Here is a 20,497-nt window from a genome sequence, read left to right as displayed (position 1 = left end):
TAATATTAAAATTAATTCAAAATGTATGGATAAACGTTTATATTTATATTAAAATCGATTATAACAATAATTTCAACCCGAATTTCGAAAAATGTTACTCTTTCACTTGGATTTATGTTTAACTTAATTCTATAATTTATGGCTTGGAGGAACACATGTGATCAAAGCAAATACCGATACAGAATGGCTGCCCCTCTATGAGGCGCTTGCCAGTGAAGTTCGTCTGCAAATTATCCGTCTCGTCGCGGATACCCCCATGAACGTCAAAGATATCGCTGCTTCGCTTGGTCTAAGCAGTGCCATTGTAACTATGCACGTTCGGAAGCTTCAGGACGTAGGCATTATTCAATCGAAGATGGTCCGCAAAGACGGCGGTACCCACAAAATGAACAGTTTAGCGGTGGACTGGATTGGAATCTCGATGCCTCAGGACACCGGATCATCCAATAAAGTTCATGAGGTTGCGATTCCGGTGGGACACTACACTCATTTTGACGTATATCCAACCTGTGGATTAGCTACCTCTACTCATGTGATCGGTCAGTATGATGACCCACGTTACTTTTTGGATCCAGAGCGGATGCATGCTTTAATTCTCTGGATGGGGCGAGGATTTGTGGAATATAAAATTCCAAATTACATTCTGTCCGGGCAACAGATTAATGCGATTGAGCTGTCTCTGGAGATCGGTTCAGAAGCGCCGTCTGTTAATCCAAACTGGCCTTCTGATATTACGTTTACGCTGAATGGGATCAGGCTCGGAGAATGGACAAGTCCCGGTGATTCCGGCAACGGACGCGGTGTGTTCACCCCGGAATGGTGGAGCGAGAGTGTCAATCAATACGGCATGTTAAAAGTGCTGCGGATTACGAATGAGGGGACATTTATCGATGGACAGCGTTTGTCTGATGTGAAGCTCTCGGACATTCCGGTGGAGCGTAATCAGTGGACATTGCGTTTATCCGTTGAAGAAGATGCGCAGCATGTCGGGGGTATGACCTTATATGGCGAAGGGTTCGGAAACTATAACCAAGATATCCTGTTCCGCCTATACTATCAGGACTGAATTAGGATATAAATCACAACAAATAACCTACCATCTACCCTTTGTAGCGTAGATGACAGGTTATTTGTTAGTCTCACTTGTAGAAAGATGTTATTCAAAAAGTAAGCTTTTGATTACGATGGATGTCTGAGGCAGCCCAGCATTGGAATAGACCTTTTTAGCCACTCACTTAACCAAATGTACCGACGTACACTTAGATCAAAAAGTTCGTTTAGGTATTCCACAAGGATGCATAGATACATCTAGCTGAGTGAAAGAAGCTTTCCTACAGCGCACTTCCACCGAACAAGAAGCGATATTCCCAATGCTTACCTGCGATATCACTGATTGTTACACCGCCACCGGCGTTGGAATACGTATGCAATACTTTACCGTCACCCAGATAAATACCGGTATGCGTAATTCTTGCTGTGGACTTGTTCACGCCAGCATACGAGGACGACTTAGTCCCTTTATAAGACATGAAATACATCAGATCGCCGCGTTTTAGATTTTTCCAATTGGTCTGAACAGCGCCCTTGCCTTTAACATAATCGCCTTGCTGGCGAGAGTCGGCTGGCAGCTTGATTCCAAGTGCATCAATAAAAGCCTGGCGAATGAAGCTGGAGCAATCAAAGGTAGCCGTACTATTACGGCTTGCTCCGAACTCATACGGAGTACCCCAATACTTCATGCCTGCAGCGATTACCTTATCGACTGCCGCTTGGTTGGTATTCGATGAGTTGCTGCCAGAAGTCGACGTGTTCGCACTTCCGCTCACAGCTTTTGTATATTTGGAAGAAGAAGATATGTAACCTGTGCGTTTGTTAGCATCCTGTACTTTGTACCAGCTCGATCCAGACTGCCCAAGTACAGTGATTTGCTCACCTTTCGGTACCATGCGAACTACACTTGCACTTGAAGATGCTGAAGTACGCATATTAACGCCCCAGATAACCTCTAATTTCGAATTTTGAACCGCAGCCGCTGATACCGGTGCTGTAAGTGCTCCTGTCGTCAGACTTCCCATCAGCATCGTTGCTGTTAGTGTTGCAGTAATCATTTTACTTTTCCAGTTCATGATGTCGTGTTCCCCCTGATGTTACAGAATTTTAACCTCGGCTTGGTTCTCCCGGGCTTGCCCCATTGTAAACGGGCTTTCCATAACGATCATCAGACCAAAGTCCTGTATTCGATTCATGCGATTTGAGCAATAAGAATCAGGGATACACATGCCATACACGGAAAAAATCGCTTCAATACGAAGGTTTATACAAAGGTTAAATTATTGTAACCATTTGGTGTCACACACTTTATCTCCATAAGTACGTGTATACTTTAGCCCATCCACTTAATAGTTCTTAAGAACCACTTCTGATTCATCACATTCCATAAGTGGAAAACATTACTACACCAATAAAAGCTATAAATACCCACAATTATACATAAATATGTTTAATTTAATATCGATCTGGGTATCCATGAACGTAAAAACGTAAAAACCGGGGATTGCTCCCCGGCTTCACTTACTCATTCATAATGGATGGGCTCGCCTCAATTAAGGCTCGATTCCCCATACCTTCACACCATCTTGATAAGCAGTTACTTTGTTCCAAGAGCCAAAGGCAGTCTGCGTTGCATCAAATGAATAATCATTCGTCTGATCAAAATTGCTCCAGTTGGTCTTGGAGAAACGACCTTGGATGACCCCTGTCTCCGCACCCGCTGCCAAGCTTCCTGCTCCAGCTTTGAATCCAATCTCCAGATACGTGTCTGCCGTTCCTGTCGCTGGGTCTACCGCGACAAAACGTGCCTCCACATTACTGCTACCAATCTGAGCATAGTCACACCAGAAGCTCAGATCTGCTGCGCTGTCCTTCGTGAAGTAATACCGTAGCTTTACCTTGCTGAGATCCACTTCGGTTGTACCTGTGTTCTTCACGTTAAACTGTGGCGTAATGGCATTGCCGGAGGCTGCCGAACTCCCATTACGATATTGCACCTCTATACTGCCCGTTGTAGCAGGAGGCGCTGTAGGCGTCAATGCTACCACGTTCGACAATGTCTGTCCGCTGGCATTCACAGCCGCAATCCGGTAGCTGTACGTAGTGCCGTTGACTACCGCGCTGTCCGTATATGTCAACTCGGTTACATGGGTTGCCACGTCCGTGTACGGTGCTCCATTAACAGAACGCTGTACGTTATAACTGTCCGCCCCTGTGGATGCGCTCCATGTTAATACGGTCTGGGCATTGCCTGCCGTGCCTGTAAGCGTCAGTACATCTGGTACGACTGCGCCCGCTTGCGGCGTTGCAGATACCTGTGAAGATGGCGTGGATTCACCTACGGCATTGACCGCTGTGACGGTGTAATAATAGGTCGTGCCATTAGTCAAGCCAGCGTCTGTAAAGGTTGTGCCTGTGACTCCTGTTGAGACCGAAGTGTATGGCCCACCGTCTACTTCAGCACGCTTCACTGTGTATGAAGCTGCACCTGGAGCTGTGTTCCATTTCAGTACGACTTGTTCACTAGCCCCTGTGGCTGTTACACCAGCAGGTGCTGCGGGCACTTCAACTACTGGAGTTTCTTCATCTCCAAGCAGACGATCATATTCGCCGTATGCGGTAGCCATGTCAACCTGTGACCAGAAACGGTGATACGTAAAGGTTGGGGCTCCTTTTTCCCATGTTTTCGTTGTTGGATTGTACGACGTTTTGTACAAGTTATCCAAGTAAGCCCATGCTGGATCTTGCTTGATGGCCGGACGAAGATCGGAGTACCCGATGTATACACCGTTTCCGCCTTTCGCTGGATCAGAAGGAATACCAGCCGTTCCTGGAATGGCGTTCCCTTGACCAAACGTTCCCGCCCAGTTTGCAGGAATGTAGATTTCTTTTGCAAAGAAGCGGAAATAGTCCTTACGCACTTCTTCCGTTACAATTCCCACGCCGTCATTATAGTCCCATGCTGTGTCCAGAAGCTTCTCAGCCAGATCCTTGGCTTCTTGCCCATCAGCACTTAACACACCTTCCTCTGCCTGAGTACCTGCTGCGAAGAAGGTAAGAGCTTTAATATAACTGCCCAATACACCTGTATCCTGTGCTGGATCTTTCGTGACGACATGGAAATTCGGATTCTCTGTAAAGGAGCTGAATCCATTCCATTGATCAGGTTGACCCTGCCATTCCTGACCGCCTGGAATCCAGAATTCCCCTGGCGCAGGCGTTGTCGCTACTTGCACATTGGTTCCACCAAGTACACGCTGACCGGTTGCATTCAGGTAATAACCTTGAGCATCCGTTACCGGGCGTTCATCTACAAATACATAGTCCTTCGTCCAATCAATCCATTTGGTAATGACTTTTTTGGCCATTTGGAAGTTCTCGGAGCTCAAATCGCCACTCTCAGCAAGAATATAGTACATCTCTGCCACGCGTTCGAGCGACCAAGCCTGGAATCCAAACCATGTGTTGGAATCTGGGTCACGATATACTGGTGCTTCCTGATATGCCATATCGTAAAAAGTACTTACTCCTGCCGGATAAGCTTTGTAGGAGCCATCCAGACTGTTAGTTGCCCCTCCGCCAATCGCACCTTCATGCGATTGCAGCCACGTGTAGAACTCCAATTGACGCTTCAAGGATGCATTCCAGTCGTCCTTCGCTGTCGTCGATTTTGGAATCAAACCACCAGCTGGATCGGACAGCGCATAGGCCGCAACCGGATTTTGATAAGCCTGGTGCGTATGACTCGCTCCAATGCGCCATGCCCACTCTCCCCCTTGCCCTAAGCCACCGCCCCATGAGGTGTACCATGCCATCAAATACATGTTGGAATCCTTACCTGTACCCGGAGTCGGTGTCCCGTTCTTCGCACTACCGATCTTCTGGAAGTACTTATCATGCATACCATACCGCAGATAGTCCCCCATCTTCTTCGCTTTATCCAGATACTTCGTATTGGTATAACCCATTTCCTTGGCCCAGTACAGCACTTGTACCGCACGCGCATCAGCATCTGTTGCGTTGGTATAGCGCCACTGGGCTGCAGGTGCCTGATTTTCTTTCGTGAACAGACTCATGAAGCCTTCATTGGCTTTGCCGAACGTTTTATTATCTTGCGATGGATGGGGGATCGCTTCCCATACGGACTCTTGTTCACCACGCTGGAACGTATTCACATAAGCAGCCGTGTGTGATGGATTCAGCAAATTCCCATATCCGTACCAGTTATCTACATCAAGCAGCCAGTGCATCAGATAGGTCTGGTTATTGCCATACGAAGCCTTAAGTTCGGCATCGAGTGGATCTTTGCCTGCCGCATATTGTCCATTAATCGCTGAAGGGTACTGATCCGGGAACGGTTTTTCCGCAGCGTACGTTGCTGGGCTATTCGGATTATAATAACTCATCGTAGGCTGCTCTTCCTTGCCATCGCCTTCATTGACTGGAATAATGTATTTCTCCATGTTGTCCCAAGCTGCTTCGAGTTTCGACCAATCACCTGTGTAGTGACCATACATGGTCTCTAGCCATAACCAGTAGCTGTAGGCCTCCGAAGTTGTCATATGTCCGTAGTCAGGTGCTTCGCTCAGCAACGTTTCAATCGAATGATAGGGAATCCCCTCTGGTGAAAAATATCCATTAGCTGGATCTTTCAATTGATCATACAATTGCAGAAACCGCTGTTCATTTATACTCTCTGCCTGAAGCTCAATCGCTGAATCCGCAGCATGTGCCTGACCTGGCCCCGCCCATAATCCGGTATATCCGGTCAACATCATTGTACCTGCCAGCATGGCCGTCAAACTTTTCTTCGTCGCTGATTTCAGCATGTACTTACCTCCTAAATGAGTAGAATTATTAAGATCCACTACGTTTGGAATATTCGGTGCCTCCACGGGCCATTATGGTTCAATTCCCCACACTTGTGTGCTGCCCTGATATCCAGTCACTTGACTCCAGGCAGTAAAAGCCGTCTTCGTTGCATCATAAGAATAGTCATTGCTCTGATCAAAATTGCTCCAGTTTGTCTTAGAGAAGCGTGCCTGAATGACACCTGTCTCCGCCCCAGGAGCTAGACTGCCTGCACCGGATTTAAAACTAATCTCCAGATAGGTATCTGCCGTACCCTTCGCCGGATTCACCGTTACGAACCGGCCTTCAATATTGGCAGCGCCCACCTGTGCATAGTCACACCAGAAGCTCAGATCGACTGAACCATCCTTCGTAAAATAGTAACGTAGCTCCACTGTACTCAGATCAACCGCCTGAGTTCCCGTGTTCTTCACATTGAATTGTGGCGTCACTGCATTACTGGACACGCCAGATCCTGTGGTTCGATACTGAACTTCCAATGTGCCCGTCGTTGCTGGCGGCGCACTTGGTGTCAGCGTCACAACATTGGACAACGTCTGCCCCGCTGCGTTAACAGCCATAATGCGGTAGCTGTATGTCGTCCCATTCACTGTCGCTTCATCGGTATAGGTAAGTGTAGTTAAACCTGTTGCTACATCCGTGTAGGCTCCTCCTGCAAGCGCACGCTGTACCTTGTAACTTGCAGCTCCTGTTGATGATGTCCAAGATAAGATCGTTTGAGCGTTACCCGCTGTTCCAGTTAACGTCAACGTACCAGGTACGACTGTAGTAGCCTGAGGTGTTGCCGAAACTTGAACAGAATTCCCTGACTCTCCTGCAGAGTTCACCGCAGTAACGACATAGTAATAGGTTGTTCCGTTCGTTAAGCCGGTATCTGTATGTGTTAGCCCGTTGATTCCAGTGGCTACAGGGGTGTACGTTCCACCTGCTGTCTCAGAACGCTTCACCGAGTAGGATGTGGCGCCTGGTACTGCCGTCCAGTTGAGCGCTACTTGCGTGCTTCCTGCTGCGGCCTGCACGTTAGCAGGTGCGATTGGAACCGTTACAGGAGCGATCCCTGGCTCCTGACCATATACGCGTACCCCAGCATCATAGACGGGTAGATTGGTACTTTTCGCCACATTACCAGTACCTAGATTCTGAAATGAGTGGTCGTTATTCGGATTCCAAGCCCCTTGAGGGCCGGTAATGCGAAACTGTATTTCTTTGCGATAGTGCCCCTCTCCACCAGGATAGATTTTGGTTCCACTGAAGTCGGCGGTAATTGCATAAATATGTTGGCTTGCATCCACGACTACAGGTTGCGAGATCGTTGCACCTTCCGCATAAGATGCAGTGACATTGACATCCGAGACTGTACGTCCTGCCGCATAGACCTCACTTAGATCAAGGAAGTATTTAAATGAGAGTTGATCCCCCATCCGTGCAGGCCAGGCTGAGCGATTGTTCAGCATTGCTCTAATCTCCGTGTAGTTTGAACCGGAAGCCTTAATGGCTGCTTCGACGAAAAATTCATCTCCCTTTACTTCAGGGGCAGGAAAGTTGGCAAGAGGCTGATGCCCTTGACCAAACAATAGATTCATCTTCGCGAGCGCTCCCGTGAATCCCGCATTATAGTCGGTTGCAACCTCGTTGCTAACATAGTCCCCAATATCATCCGTGTATTGATCTGATGCATTCGGCCCTCCGACCAAGGCGCCATACAAAATATGACGGTGACTCGATGGGGTACTTTCACTATTGACCCATGAACCGTGAGCTGTACGATGATGTGGATGCTCCGGAGCATTCTGCCCATAACCAACCACATAACTGCCCTGGCGTGGGTTATCCCCTAAGATGTAGTTCATTTGCGAAACTGCGAAGTCCTGATATCTTGCTTTTTTCACAGGATCACTGACCCAATCTGAATATACAAATGCAATAAATGACGCACTCGATACATAGCGGAGCGAGCCCCACTGATCCAACCAAGCAAGGCCTCCTGGCGTATACGTCACTCTGTGCCCATTGGTACCGACCGACCAATAATCCAGATTACGCTCCGTTGACTGAATAAACCTTGTCGCCTCTGGCATATTCAGGCTGGAAGTAATGCGGGCTAGCAGAATCTGTGCTCCATAGTTTTTGTTATCCCAACCCTGTGTCCAGGTGTAAGGCCAATTGGAAGGACCACCCGACGACCATTGATCGGTAGCAGCAATTGCTTTGGACAAGTAAGCGCTATCATTAGTAGCTAAATAAAGCCATGCTCCGCCCCAAGCCAGCTCATCGTAATACCCCGACCATGAATTATAGAAGGACTGCGCATCCGTAATACAATCCGAGTATTTACCACGATACGTATCTGCGAAGCTGTATAGCTCCTTAGCATGTCGGAGCAACTTCGCCGAATACTCCGGTTCATCGTCTGCAAATACAATGGAAGCTGCTGCGAGCGCTGCTGCCGTCTCTCCCGCAAGATCACTACCTGGGCAAGAAGCATCGATCTTGAACGATGGACGGTTCATCTGCATCACTTCTGCAGGCCCCCACCAAGCATGATCCACGTGTCCTGATCCAACTTGTCCCCATAGTTCGTTCGGTTTCGTATGCGCTTTCATAAAGTAGTCTGTCGCCCACTTAATATTCTCCTTAATCTCTTCCAGCTGTCCCGCATTCTCGTAACCGTCGCTATATTCGACTACAGACCAAGCCAGCATCGTAGCTGAATAAGCCATCGGCAAACCGAATTTCACATGATCGCCAGCGTCGTGCCATCCACCTGTAAGATCAACGCCAACATCGGCTCCGTCACGTAGCCCTGAATCTCCCCGCCATTCCACTCGGTTATCCGTCGGTAGTTTACCTGATCGTTGAGTTTCATAGAAATAGATCGCTTTCTGCAGAGCTTCTGCATAATTGTGAGTGCCAGCGGCCGCATCCGCCTTACCTATCCATCCTGTACCCACCGGTAAACTCCCTGCCAGTAGTCCTGCCGACAACGCAATGATTGCGATTCGCCTCCACCAGCTTCGTTTCATGTCCAATCATTCATCTCCTCTTCATCAATTCTGTTACATATTACCTTGTATAAAACGATTCCAACCCGCTCCTCTCTATGGTGTGACTCCCTGTTAATTCCACCATTAATTTCCATTATAGTCTTTTGTCTAACTTGCAATATAAGCATTGGTGACTTCTGAAATAACATTGTTGTGACATATTCAGCTTTGATATGTTCCAATACCAAAGAAGCCGTCACCTAACGGAATACATCCCGCCAGACAACGACTTCTATACATACTAGCATTCCAGTAAGCCCGCTACATCATTGCACTGCTCCTTCCAATAAGCAGCGAGATGTTGGTATAGACTATACCTTGAATTTATTGATCTGTTCTTGCAGTTCCTCTGCCATTTGGGACAATGAACTCGCTGATGATGCAATCTCTTCCATGGAAGCTAACTGTTCCTCCGTTGCAGCAGATACGTTATGCGCTCCCCCGGCAGCTTCCTCAGCAATATTGGAGATCTGATCTACATATCCCACAACTTCATTCGTACTCGCTGACATCTCTTCCGAGCCTGCTGATACTTCTTGAATTTCACCCGCTACCTTGTTCACGGCATCTGAGATCTGTTCGAAGGCTTGGCCTGCTGCAGTTACCATCTCGATTCCAGCTTCGGTTTCGCTGCTGTTCACTTTCACAGCTTGTACCGCATGGCCTGTATCATTTTGAATCAATTGCACCAGATCCGTAATTCGCTGTGCAGAGATCGAGGATTCCTCTGCCAGCTTACGCACTTCACCAGCAACGACAGCGAAACCTTTACCATGCTCACCTGCACGAGCTGCTTCAATCGCAGCATTCAATGCAAGCAGGTTCGTTTGACGAGCAATGTTGTTGATAACCTCTGTGATATTACCGATCTCTGTAGAACGTTCTCCCAATCCCGTAACTAATGACGATAAGGAAGCAATGGAATTACGTACAGATCCCATTTGTTCTACAGCCTGTTTGATGATCATATTTCCTTCGGAAGACTGATTAGCTGCATCTACCGCTGATACCGATACACTTTGAGCAAGCTCTGCAATTTGTTCTGAGCCTAGAGCCATCTCACTCATCGCTTGGGATGAACGCTTAACGATATTTACTTGATCGGATGTACCTACCGCCAGCTCTTCAACCGTTTCTGAGATTTGCTTGGATGCACTTGTATTTTGCTCCGCACTAGCCAGCAATTCTTCCGATGAAGCTGCAACTTGTTGCGAAGTCATAGATACAGATTGGATCATATTACGCAAATTACCTGTCATAACGTTGAAGGATTCTGCAAGGGTTCCCAGCTCATCCTTGTTCTTAAGGAGAATTGTCTCTCCTGTCAGGTCTCCATTTGCAATAAGCATTGCTGCTTCATTCATTTTTTGAATTGGTCTGGAGATGATAATGGAGATAAAGATTGCAATAATTAATGCGAGCACAATCGCTGTGATACTCAGTGCAATAATAATGACAAAAGCTCTTTCGGCTGATTCAACCGATGAATTCGTAGCCTCATCTGATCCATTGTTGCCAAGTTCAATCAATTTAGCAATCGTATCATTCGCTGTATACCATAGAGGATAGGATTCACTATGAAGTCTACTCGCCTCACCATAATTGTTACTTTTGCCGAACTCAATGAATGCAGGCATCTTTTCCACATAGGCATCGTAGTTTGGACTAAAGCTCTCATTGTATAGCTTCATGGCTTCTTCATTGCTGGCAATCAGTCCAACGAGCTGTTTACGCTCATCCTCAATCTTGGTTAAGAGAAACTGCAAAGATTCATTGAGCTTGGTAATCTCCTCTTGGCTCGTTTCCACGATAACCGCCAAAGCAAGACGCTCTACATCGGATACATCACCATTCATTTGTCCCAACAGCGTAACACTAGGCATCCATGTCTGATCAATTGCATTAGCCTTATTCGACATGTCCTTAATCTGTGTTGCCGAATAGATGCTTACAAAGGCAAGCAATGCGACCACGATTGCAAAACCAAGTAATAACTTCATGCGAATCGTTAACCTAAATTTCCCCGCCACGTTTCCCCACGTGTTCTTCATAGTTCCCACTCCTTAGCATCGTACATATCAATACTATATCGACAAACTCCGTCGTAAATTGTAGATATATCCCATCCATCTTTCATAAATTTCATTTAACAATGAAAATTTACAATCACTTTAGTAAAAGCTCAGAATATGTTCGGAAATTCACAGCACAAAAAGCCTCATTTTCCTGGCAACACCATAAAAATGAGGCTCTTTTTATTTTCCCTTTTTCTATATTGGCTTTTACTATAAGTGAGGCAAATTTCTCAAACTGATGAATTAGCGAAAAATTCTTTGATGAATCTGAATGAAAAAGTCAGGAACGGACTTCGTGTATTGACGTGTAACAATCAAAATGACGCTGACCAAACTTCCCAGAATGAATCCACCTACAATATCTCCTGGGTAATGAACCCCCACATAGACGCGTGATACACCTGTTAGCACAGCGAGTAATAACATCCAATATCCGAAGCGCCGTGCAATGAAAAACGATGCTGCAGCAAGCGCAAAGACAAAGGATGCATGCTTACTTGGAAAAGACGGATCAGGCACATGTGGAACCAGCTGGTTCACAACACCTTCCATAAACGGCCTAGGATGGCCTACGACAGGTGAAATGCCCCATTTTGCTAACACAAGTGCCACTATAGAAGACACGCACGCATAGAACACGATTCGCTGCTTCTGAGCATCTCCAACAAACCATACCAGGACAAGCAGAGCAATCATGACCCATACGGCATACTCAGCCGAGGTAATCATAAACCAGTCAAGCAGCGGAATTCGATCCGCGAACTGATTAATCCAGTTAAAAATAGATTGATTCATATTCGAAGCTTAATACCCCCATCACACAAACCTAGATTATTTTTTACATATTAAATATACACTAACTATTTGTCAAACAAACCACGAATCAACCGAACTTTCGAAATCAAACAGGACATTTGCCTTACTTTTTGTTAAAATGATTTGGGTTACATATACGAGAGCAGTTTGATTCAATCCCAAGAGTGACTTCCGAATCAGCAGGGCCTAGATCAGGATGATCCTGATAATCTATATCCTGCATTTTGAAGCCATTCGCTTTAAAGGATGCAAAATGCTGATACAAATGTCTAAGAAAGGTGAAGATTATGCACAAAAAATGGTTATGGGGGACAGCCCTGACCTTGGCGCTCATTGTTACAGGCGTCATTGTATACTACGGATATTCAATCGTTCATTTTGCCAATAGTATCTCGACAGCAGCCGGCTCTTCATCCGAACCCTCATCCGAGACAGAAACGAATGAAACACCAACTGCCACGATTCCCAAATGGGACGGCAAAGAGCGCGTTAACATTTTGTTGCTTGGAGGAGACTCCAGAGGAGATGACGCGGGGCGTTCCGACTCGGTTATGATCGCTTCGATCGATCCTGTCACGAAAAAGGCTCATCTCTTCTCTGTACTGCGGGACACGTACGTGAGCATTCCCGGACACGGCAAAAGCAGATTGAATGCAGCCTTCTCATATGGCGGTGCCCAACTGACGAAGGAAACTGTCAGCAACTTGCTTGGTATTCCGATTCAGCATTACGTTTACACTGATTTCACTGGCTTCATAGCCCTTGTAGACGCGGTCGGCGGTCTAGATATCGACGTGGAGAAAGACATGTACTACACCAGCAAAGCAGACAAGCATATGTATGATATCGATTTGAAAAAAGGGCTACAGCATATGGATGGAAAAACAGCTCTCCAATATGTCCGTTTCAGACATGACGCCACCTCCGACTTCACTCGAACGGAGCGTCAGCGAATCTTCATAACAGAGCTTGCTAAGAAGATGCAGAGCACCACATCGCTCTTCAAGATTCCAGACATTCTGGAAGCCGTTGCTCCTTATATCGAGACAGATCTCAGTCCAACCCAGATGCTCAAACTGGCAGCACTCGGCTTCGACATTAATGCGAATGAGATTGACAAGCAACAGATTCCACCAAATAAGTTACTGACGAATGAGCTTGTAGGCTCCGCTCAGGTTCTTGGTGTGAACGAAGCTAGGCTCCAAGCCTATATTCAAGATTTATTCGCACAAGATGCAGAAACTCCAGAGGATGACGCAGCGAATCCAGATCAAAACAAAGATCTAAATTAGCATACACATACACATTCCGTTAAGGTGGCGATTCGCCACCTTTTTTTTATCCAATTCTCGCCATTTAATGCCCTCTTAATGTTAGAACGGTACCCTTAGAGGTGAATGTTTATTTGCAAGGAGGCGGTGACATGTGAGCAAACCGCGTATTGAAGAATGGACACAGCTACGAGGTATGGCGTTTCTTGCCATCGTTATGCAACACAGTATAGCAGAATATATCTATCGCGCAGATATTGCACAGCCGGATTCCATTATGTTAACGATGATTTACCACCTGACTCGTTTCGGTACACCTACATTTGTATTTCTAGCCGGCGTGCTGTTATTTTATCATCATAGTCATAAGAAGCCTGACTACCCTCGTTTTATCCGTAAACGGTTTGGGGACATTTATGTGCCTTTTGTGCTGTGGACTCTAATCTACTGGCTGGCGGTACGCATTTTCACACCTGAGTTCTGGCAATCAGGTACGTTTGATGTTCGAAGCTTGATCCGTGAGTTGTTCCTTCCTCAGACGGGGTATCACCTCTGGTTTGTCCTTATGGTATTCCAGTTCTACGTACTGTTCCCGTTATTCCTTCGAGCAGCGCAGTTCGTACAGAGGAAACTAGGGAAGATGACCAAATTGACGGGAACACAGTCGGTTATCGCACTTGTTCTCATTGCGGCAGCATTATATACAATGCTGATGAAGTGGTCTTATTATGACATGGCTGGCTGGACAGCAGCTCTCTCTCCACCTTGGTCAACATTGCTGGAGTACCGCTCCTACTCCTGGGCAATGTATTGGTTCTATTTCTTACTTGGAGCTGTATGTGCTTGGGGCATAGAACATTGGAGGCATTGGATGGTTCGGGCGTTACCTTGGTTGATATGCCTCTTCATCGGTATGTATATCTGGCTAGGTTACGATGTGCTTAAGGGCTCTGGGGATATTGTGAATCTGAATATTTCCACCTATCTGAAGCCAACAACGTTCATCATTATAATGGCGCAGATGCTGATGTTATATGGATTCCTTGTTTTACTTCGCAGCAAAAATACTCGCTTCCAGCAACTATTTACGTGGATTGGCCGTTATTCGTTCGGCGGATACTTGGTACACGCCTTAATTATCTATTGCATTGCTTATGTGACTAGACCGTTGCTATTAACAGGCTGGCACTTACCTGTTACACTACTTTCCTTCTTGGTAACTGTATCGATCTCACTTGCGATAAGCTGGGGACTATCGAAGTTGCCTGGCTCCCGGTTTACCGTTGGGCTGCAAAGGAGGAAACGTTCGAATTCACCGGTACACAGCACTGATGAATCACTACCGAGGCATAAAGCCGGTTACAGTACATCGCTATCAACTAAGCAACAAGCGTTAGCTGAACCTGATGTTCATTAATTTACCATTGATGTTGATGTTTTTTCATTGACTCATTTCCAAGGAACTTTTGCTTTAAAATGTTTGCTTACAAATCGGTCAGGGCATCCATCGTATAGATATGGATGCCCTGACCTGTTTCTTGAGCTCATTCTCATTCTGATTCAGTAACAGCCGGATGTCCTGGAGCATGCTCATGGGGAGCAGCATGTGCCCCTCCCTTTCGATGAACCAATCGCTTCAGATCACCTGTTAATTCCTCTTTCATCTTGTTGATCAGTTGTGATTCACTAATGCCGTGAGCTTCGGCAATTTGGGCTAATGACTTTCCCTGTCTCAGCTGCTCTTCAAGCTGAGCCGGAGTAATGCCAATAAACTTCGCAATCGTCTTCTGATTCATAGCAGGATGTTTTCTGCCATGACCTGCAAATTCCCGTCGCAACTCTCTCAGTGGCGTGTTGATAACCTTCTTCAGCTTCTCATCCATACTTGCCTTGGCAGCTGCAGCTTGTTCTTTCGTTAAACAACCATCAGCTGTTGCTTGATCTAAGCGCTTCGTAAGAGAAGGCTTTAACTTCTGCAGCAATTGTTCCTCGCTAAGACCTTTTCTTTCCTTTGCGATCTGAGACAACGTTTTGCCAAGCTCCATCTGTTCCTTCAAATCCCGAAGGCCAATCCCCAGTAGATCTGCCGTCTCGCCAATCATAAACAGCCCATGTCCTACTTGAATGCAAGGTAGTTTATTTGGAGCGGACGTGGAGGATGAATTTTCCTTTGGCGTGCTGTTCGGTTCGGAGAACGAGTGTGCAGATACTGCATATCCATTGGAGGCTACTACGAATGTGGCAATGATCCCACTAGCCAACCATGTTTTCCATCTGAGTTTCATTTCTGTACCGCCTTTCCTATGTCGAGGTTCGTTTTCTCTAGTGTGAACCTAATCCTTGCTTTTTTATTCCAAGATTTTGCATCATTCGATAAATGATTACATGACAGACTAATCAGCCACAGCAAAAAACCGCTGTATCCTTCTGCCGATTCGTCACTCGACGAACTCAGCAAAAGTTACAACGGCTTCTGTTCCTACACCTTTGGTACTTGTAAAGGTGATCTCACCATGCATGGCTTCTACAATCCTGAATGTCACCATCATGCCAAGTCCTGTGCCTTTGATTTTATTCGAAAAATAGGGCTCTCCAAGACGAACTAGCGCCTCTTCGTCCATTCCTTCTCCATTATCCCGCACGTGTACCTTGACGGTACCATCTTGAGCATATGCCCAAATATCGATCTGACCGCTTCCTTGTAGAGCCTCAATGCTATTTTTAATAATATTAATAAAGGCTTGTTTGAATTTAGACGAATTACCTCTGATCCATAAATCTGGAGGAATATCTGTTGTGATCTTACCCCCCTCTAGATTAGCCATCGGCACGAGAATGCCTTCAATATGATTGAATTCATCCGCAATGTTGAGAGAGATAATATGATCAAACTCCGGTTTGGCAAATGTAAGGAAGTCCGTTATGATCCCGGATGCTCGATCAAGTTCTTCCAACGCAATCCGTACATACCCTTTGTTTTTACTATCCTCCTGTTCAGTCATGAGTTGCAGAAAACCTCTCGTAACCTGTAGTGGATTACGGACCTCGTGAGCCACCGAAGCAGCAAGTTCACTAATAATCTCCATCTTCTCCGACCGTTGCAACTCGTTATTGAACAGCTCCAATTCCTTGGAATATTCGATGACCTTTGTATGTTTCTCTGCGAATCGATTACCGAGAATGGCAATAAGCGATACGATGAATATAACGACGGCCCACTTCCACCACAACAGATGATACATCCCATTACGTTGATAATAGAATACCAATTCTGCAATGCTCACCAACGCAAATGTCCCATAACCCGCAGCGAGCAATATACCTTCCCAATCTCGCTGAAGTGCCTTAGTGACTGTACCAATCATTAATAAAGTTAATAAAATGACGAGAATAATGCCGTTCCCTTTTTGAACCAACAGGACATAGAACAGATCCCACTCACCACTAGAAACAAAATATAAAATTAATGCTAGAATAGCTACCATAGAGTACATAAGTTGAAACTTGCGTAGCTTGGTGAAGATCCGATAAGGCCCACTTCCAATAACCTGTTCGAAGAAATAACATAAAGCAGGCATGCCTGTTAACATAGATAGATCAAATAGGACAGAATACAAATTTCCATGTACTTGGTAGAAAGTGTACAGAAATGGCGAGTACGTAATAATCATCGTGCCAATGGAACTTATGACAATGATTAATGAAATCCATAATCCGGTATAAAATTTCCCGAGAAAGAAGGTGCAGCTTAACATCGCAAGAGCTGTGAATAGGAATGTTGCTCCCAATATCACATCCAATAAGCCGTTGCGCATAAACTCTCCCTGTAGGACACTGTAAGACCCTACCTCAACCGTCCCGTATATCCCCATTAGACCATCCGTATTCTCTGCCCATACATACAGCTTCTGGTTAGAGTTCTCCATCGTCAATGGCAATAGTACTGCATTGTTATCGTAATTATAATGATAGTTCTCGTATACCTTCTGGTCTTCCAAATAAATCACAATATGTTGACCTTTGATATTTTCGAACCGAATTGCATCATTATCCTCTTGTATCTCAGGAATGGTCAAGCGAGTCCAAAGTGATCCGGAGGGCGGGTTCATCATATTATTCTCTAATTTATCTATCCCTTGCCGTTCCCACACTTCATCATAATGCTTCGCTTCACTTATAAATCCCCGATCGTGTGCATTCCCCCACTTGACTTCCCACGTCATAATCGGAACAGGCTTGTCGTTCTCTTGTATAACCGCAGCACGAACCTCCAGCGGCCAGTACAGGAGTATCAATAAACCAATCCATAAGACGACGATAGCTTTGGGCACATTTTTCATTCACAGCACCTCAAAGTTCTTATTTTCTCCGCTTCTTTGACCCCGTTAACTCTACCATCTATTTTCGCCAAAGTTTCACGTGTCACCTTCTAAATTTAAATGAAAAATCACATTTTAGTTTAAGTTTATATTTTTTTCCAATTAACTGTTAAGAAATCGAATGAGAACGATGCTTCATTCCCGCAGATCTTCAAACTGGTTCACAATCATCTCTTGCTCTTTGCGTTCATACGAGTCGCGAAATGCCAACCACTGTTCCGTATCCTCATCCTCATATATGGTCCAAATGTCTGAGAACAAAAAATCCCTTAGCTGCACAACCTGTCCAGCCCATATTCCGCCAACCCAGAACAAACCATCTGGACGGCGAATCACAGTACGGGAAAATCCCGGAGTAGAAGCCTTTTGTCCAATGCGAATTCGTGTAATCATATGACCAAGTGTGTACCATTCCAAGGGTTATCCCTCCTATGTGTTCATGCTCCATCATACCATAGCCAAATCATGTAATGCTGTAAAAACGGTACTTACGATTCAATCCGCCCTTCCTGGTGTAATGGTTCCTCAAAGTAAAACCAAACATCCACGAGGAGATGATTCGAATGAACGAGCCCCACAAAACGGTTGAGGTTGAGCACAAAGATATTCAACAAAAATCAGACTCTAGTATGGTTGCAGCCACATTTATTAAATATGCAGCATATGTTCTAATTTTCTTCGGTTTCCTGTACTTCTTGGTCAAATATGTATTTCCTAAATTTTAATTGACCCATTCATACTTGGAGAGTCTGAGGGGACAATATTGGTGGGAGAGTAAGATTACAATACCATCCCTTTGGGTAACTACGAAGTAAGATGACTTCACACATACGATCACAGATCACGTTCCACCTTAATAAATAGGACTGAAGGGAGTTGCTACTCATGTCAGATAAACCAATTAGCAATGGAGAAAGCGACCGTTACTTCGACCGTTATCAAAGGTCACGCGATATTCCGCCAGAAACCGAGGTTCCTGTAGGAGACATGGATACATTTGATGAAGTTTCGGGCAGGCGGATCGAAATGGAAGAAGAACCTGAAGTGTACCCAGTAGCGGCAACAGCTGAAGGAGAGCAAGAATTGGAATCCAGAACAGCAGAACCTTCGCTGGAATCTGTTCCAGATGCTGACCTTGTTCAGCCAGATAGCCCTGTTGACCCTGCTGCACCCGATCCGGATGCACTTCACGGCACAGACTTGTTGAACGGCTTTGGCGCGAATGCAAAACCTCAGGACGATATCCTTCCTAGGCGCTAATTGCAATCCATGATTTGCACAACTGAGATTCTGAACTGAAGGAGGCTGAGACTCATGAAGGACGAGCACACTCGACCTAAACCAGAAGCGGATAATCTGGTTACAGAACGAGATATTGATCCAGACTTCGGGCTGTTCACGGAAGACTCATTCCCAGATGCACTTGAGGATGAAGATCAGCGTGATGCAGTGGAGCATGCCATTCCTAAGGAAGAACCAGATTCGAAGGATGCTTCTAATTGATAGCTAATGTTTATAAAAATGCCGAATTGTAGTTGAAACCTCTTCTTTCATTGGAAGAGGTTTCTTGACGTAGCGAAGATGAATGAACACCTTCTCAATCGGTGACAAAGACAAACAAGGCGGAACTACATCCCACTTGCAGTCCCCCCTTGTCATCATTCATTCTTCTTTTTACAACATCATCACGTTTTGCCCTTCGTTGGAGATTGGCTCGCACCAGGTAGCTTATGCTCCAGACCAGACCACTTAGCAACGATGGCGGTCGCTAGCAACGCGATACCATTAATGATGAAGATCCACCGGATCGGTAGCCAGCCACCGAGAATACCGCCAATAATCGGCCCTGCCATTGTGCCAATCTGAGCAGCAGATTGATTGAGGCTGAACGCTCTGCCACGAAAGCTCGAATCCGTTACTTGTACAATCATGGCATTGATCGCTGGGAAGACTGCTGCGAAGAACAGTCCATAGACAAACCGAAGTATGCCAAATCCGATGTAACCTGTGGTGAAGAATTGCAACAAATTACCCACAGCACCGCCAACCAATCCGATGATTAACACTTTACCGAATCCAATTCGTGAACCGATTTTGCCCCATCGAGGTGCCATGATCACTGTAGCCACACCGACCGCAGAGAAAATAATTCCTGAGCTTAACGAGGCTCGATCTGGCTGTATGCCCATCTCCATAACGTATACCGTCAGCAAAGGCTCTAGGATCATAACCGAGAAAGTACATATGCCCATCATGCCAAGCACTGTAATAAACACACGATTCGCTCTGGCTTCTCGAATATCATCCATCACATGGGAGCGTGGTTTATTCCGATTAAAATTCTCTTCCCTTACCCAGAATGTTGCGATTACTGCCGAGACCAGTACAACAATTGCTGAAAATAAGAAAGCACTTCGATTACCATAGTAATGACTGACGATTCCACCGATTAAAGGTCCAATAATTCCACCTGTAGCGCCTGCCGTGGACATTACTCCAAGGGCATAGCCTGTCTTTTCTTCAGGTGTATTGGTACCTACGAGAGCAATTGCCGCCGGAACGAAGCCAGCCAGCAACCCTTGGAACAAACGCACCACAATTAGAGAATATGGATCTTGCACAAAATAATTAATCAAATACAATACCGCAAGGCTGTATCCTGACCGAATCAGCATGGGCTTACGTCCGTATTTGTCCGCTAGCGATCCCCAGAACGGAGACACCAGCGCACTTGCCAGAAAGGTAATGCCGAATGCAAGACCTGCCCAGAACTCCAAGTGATTCTGAACACCGAGATCGTTACTCAGAAACAGTGGGAGAAACGGAATAGATATAGAGTATGCTGTACTGCAAAAAAATACACCGATCCACAAAATCGCCAGATTACGCTTCCACGAGAAGTTCATATTCCCCGCACGTCCTTTCCATCAATGACGTCGGGACTGCCGTGTATTGGAGCGAACGGAACAGACCCGTACGTCCCCGCCTGA

15 protein-coding genes are annotated in these 20,497 nt (G+C 45.8%); 6 read left to right on the top strand and 9 right to left on the bottom strand.

Going from position 1 to position 20,497, the window contains the following annotated elements:
* The first annotated feature begins 157 nt into the window (after positions 1 to 157).
* Positions 158 to 1,066 carry an ArsR/SmtB family transcription factor gene (locus tag ASD24_RS07755; RefSeq protein WP_082560324.1) on the top strand — a complete coding sequence of 303 codons (909 nt, stop codon included), beginning with the start codon at positions 158 to 160 and terminating at the stop codon, positions 1,064 to 1,066.
* Positions 1,067 to 1,331: 265 nt separating this feature from the next.
* Here ASD24_RS07755 and ASD24_RS07750 read toward each other — a convergent pair whose 3' ends face one another.
* The 5 genes from ASD24_RS07750 to ASD24_RS07725 form a co-directional block, all read right to left on the bottom strand.
* A complete protein-coding gene (locus ASD24_RS07750) occupies positions 1,332 to 2,126 on the bottom strand; it encodes a C40 family peptidase (RefSeq protein ID WP_056694030.1) in 795 nt (264 codons plus the stop codon).
* A 477-nt stretch (positions 2,127 to 2,603) separates the two neighbouring features.
* On the bottom strand, positions 2,604 to 5,879 hold the full coding sequence (locus ASD24_RS07745) for a glycoside hydrolase family 48 protein (protein WP_056694027.1): 3,276 nt from the start codon (positions 5,877 to 5,879) through the stop codon (positions 2,604 to 2,606).
* A gap of 72 nt (positions 5,880 to 5,951) precedes the next feature.
* A complete protein-coding gene (locus tag ASD24_RS07740; protein ID WP_056694402.1) occupies positions 5,952 to 8,945 on the bottom strand; it encodes a glycoside hydrolase family 9 protein in 2,994 nt (997 codons plus the stop codon).
* Between the two features lie 332 nt (positions 8,946 to 9,277).
* Positions 9,278 to 11,017: a methyl-accepting chemotaxis protein gene (locus ASD24_RS07730; protein ID WP_056694021.1), complete on the bottom strand. Its 1,740-nt coding sequence runs from the start codon at positions 11,015 to 11,017 to the stop codon at positions 9,278 to 9,280.
* Positions 11,018 to 11,284: 267 nt separating this feature from the next.
* On the bottom strand, positions 11,285 to 11,836 hold the full coding sequence (locus tag ASD24_RS07725; protein ID WP_056694017.1) for an undecaprenyl-diphosphatase: 552 nt from the start codon (positions 11,834 to 11,836) through the stop codon (positions 11,285 to 11,287).
* 308 nt (positions 11,837 to 12,144) lie between these two features.
* Here ASD24_RS07725 and ASD24_RS07720 point away from each other — a divergent pair, with 308 nt between their 5' ends.
* Together ASD24_RS07720 and ASD24_RS07715 are read left to right on the top strand one after the other, a co-directional pair.
* Entirely contained in the window at positions 12,145 to 13,149 is a 1,005-nt protein-coding gene (locus tag ASD24_RS07720; RefSeq protein WP_056694015.1) for an LCP family protein, read from the top strand.
* A 133-nt stretch (positions 13,150 to 13,282) separates the two neighbouring features.
* On the top strand, positions 13,283 to 14,545 hold the full coding sequence (locus ASD24_RS07715) for an acyltransferase (RefSeq protein WP_056694011.1): 1,263 nt from the start codon (positions 13,283 to 13,285) through the stop codon (positions 14,543 to 14,545).
* Positions 14,546 to 14,678: 133 nt separating this feature from the next.
* Here ASD24_RS07715 and ASD24_RS07710 read toward each other — a convergent pair whose 3' ends face one another.
* From ASD24_RS07710 to ASD24_RS07700, 3 genes are all read right to left on the bottom strand, one after another.
* On the bottom strand, positions 14,679 to 15,413 hold the full coding sequence (locus ASD24_RS07710; RefSeq protein WP_056694009.1) for a hypothetical protein: 735 nt from the start codon (positions 15,411 to 15,413) through the stop codon (positions 14,679 to 14,681).
* A gap of 153 nt (positions 15,414 to 15,566) precedes the next feature.
* Positions 15,567 to 17,468 (bottom strand): sensor histidine kinase, encoded by a 1,902-nt coding sequence (locus tag ASD24_RS07705; protein WP_056694008.1) that lies wholly within the window; start codon positions 17,466 to 17,468, stop codon positions 15,567 to 15,569.
* Positions 17,469 to 17,642: 174 nt separating this feature from the next.
* Positions 17,643 to 17,924, bottom strand: a complete 282-nt coding sequence (locus ASD24_RS07700) for a hypothetical protein (protein WP_056694006.1) — start codon at positions 17,922 to 17,924, stop codon at positions 17,643 to 17,645.
* Positions 17,925 to 18,070: 146 nt separating this feature from the next.
* Here ASD24_RS07700 and ASD24_RS30705 point away from each other — a divergent pair, with 146 nt between their 5' ends.
* The 3 genes from ASD24_RS30705 to ASD24_RS07690 all read left to right on the top strand — a co-directional run bounded on the left by ASD24_RS30705 (position 18,071) and on the right by ASD24_RS07690 (position 19,010).
* The gene (locus ASD24_RS30705; RefSeq protein WP_186323339.1) at positions 18,071 to 18,232 is read left to right on the top strand and encodes a hypothetical protein; all 162 of its coding nucleotides are present in this window, start codon (positions 18,071 to 18,073) and stop codon (positions 18,230 to 18,232) included.
* A gap of 160 nt (positions 18,233 to 18,392) precedes the next feature.
* Positions 18,393 to 18,767, top strand: a complete 375-nt coding sequence (locus tag ASD24_RS07695) for a hypothetical protein (RefSeq protein ID WP_056694001.1) — start codon at positions 18,393 to 18,395, stop codon at positions 18,765 to 18,767.
* A gap of 54 nt (positions 18,768 to 18,821) precedes the next feature.
* A complete protein-coding gene (locus tag ASD24_RS07690) occupies positions 18,822 to 19,010 on the top strand; it encodes a hypothetical protein (RefSeq protein WP_056693998.1) in 189 nt (62 codons plus the stop codon).
* A gap of 182 nt (positions 19,011 to 19,192) precedes the next feature.
* Here ASD24_RS07690 and ASD24_RS07685 read toward each other — a convergent pair whose 3' ends face one another.
* A complete protein-coding gene (locus ASD24_RS07685; protein ID WP_056693996.1) occupies positions 19,193 to 20,413 on the bottom strand; it encodes an MFS transporter in 1,221 nt (406 codons plus the stop codon).
* Between the last annotated feature and the right edge of the window lie 84 nt (positions 20,414 to 20,497).

The sequence above is a fragment of the Paenibacillus sp. Root52 genome (assembly GCF_001426865.1).
Lineage (GTDB): Bacteria > Bacillota > Bacilli > Paenibacillales > Paenibacillaceae > Paenibacillus.
This window is presented reverse-complemented; position numbering and strand designations above follow the sequence as displayed.

Excerpts from the sequence above, each read along its gene's own strand:
- ASD24_RS07750 (WP_056694030.1), bottom strand. The coding sequence starts at position 2,126 with ATGAACTGGAAAAGTAAAATGATTACTGCAACACTAACAGCAACGATG.
- ASD24_RS07745 (WP_056694027.1), bottom strand. The coding sequence starts at position 5,879 with ATGCTGAAATCAGCGACGAAGAAAAGTTTGACGGCCATGCTGGCAGGT.
- ASD24_RS07740 (WP_056694402.1), bottom strand. The coding sequence starts at position 8,945 with ATGAAACGAAGCTGGTGGAGGCGAATCGCAATCATTGCGTTGTCGGCA.
- ASD24_RS07730 (WP_056694021.1), bottom strand. The coding sequence starts at position 11,017 with ATGAAGAACACGTGGGGAAACGTGGCGGGGAAATTTAGGTTAACGATT.
- ASD24_RS07725 (WP_056694017.1), bottom strand. The coding sequence starts at position 11,836 with ATGAATCAATCTATTTTTAACTGGATTAATCAGTTCGCGGATCGAATT.
- ASD24_RS07720 (WP_056694015.1), top strand. The coding sequence starts at position 12,145 with ATGCACAAAAAATGGTTATGGGGGACAGCCCTGACCTTGGCGCTCATT.
- ASD24_RS07710 (WP_056694009.1), bottom strand. The coding sequence starts at position 15,413 with ATGAAACTCAGATGGAAAACATGGTTGGCTAGTGGGATCATTGCCACA.
- ASD24_RS07705 (WP_056694008.1), bottom strand. The coding sequence starts at position 17,468 with ATGAAAAATGTGCCCAAAGCTATCGTCGTCTTATGGATTGGTTTATTG.
- ASD24_RS30705 (WP_186323339.1), top strand. The coding sequence starts at position 18,071 with ATGAACGAGCCCCACAAAACGGTTGAGGTTGAGCACAAAGATATTCAA.
- ASD24_RS07695 (WP_056694001.1), top strand. The coding sequence starts at position 18,393 with ATGTCAGATAAACCAATTAGCAATGGAGAAAGCGACCGTTACTTCGAC.
- ASD24_RS07690 (WP_056693998.1), top strand. The coding sequence starts at position 18,822 with ATGAAGGACGAGCACACTCGACCTAAACCAGAAGCGGATAATCTGGTT.
- ASD24_RS07685 (WP_056693996.1), bottom strand. The coding sequence starts at position 20,413 with ATGAACTTCTCGTGGAAGCGTAATCTGGCGATTTTGTGGATCGGTGTA.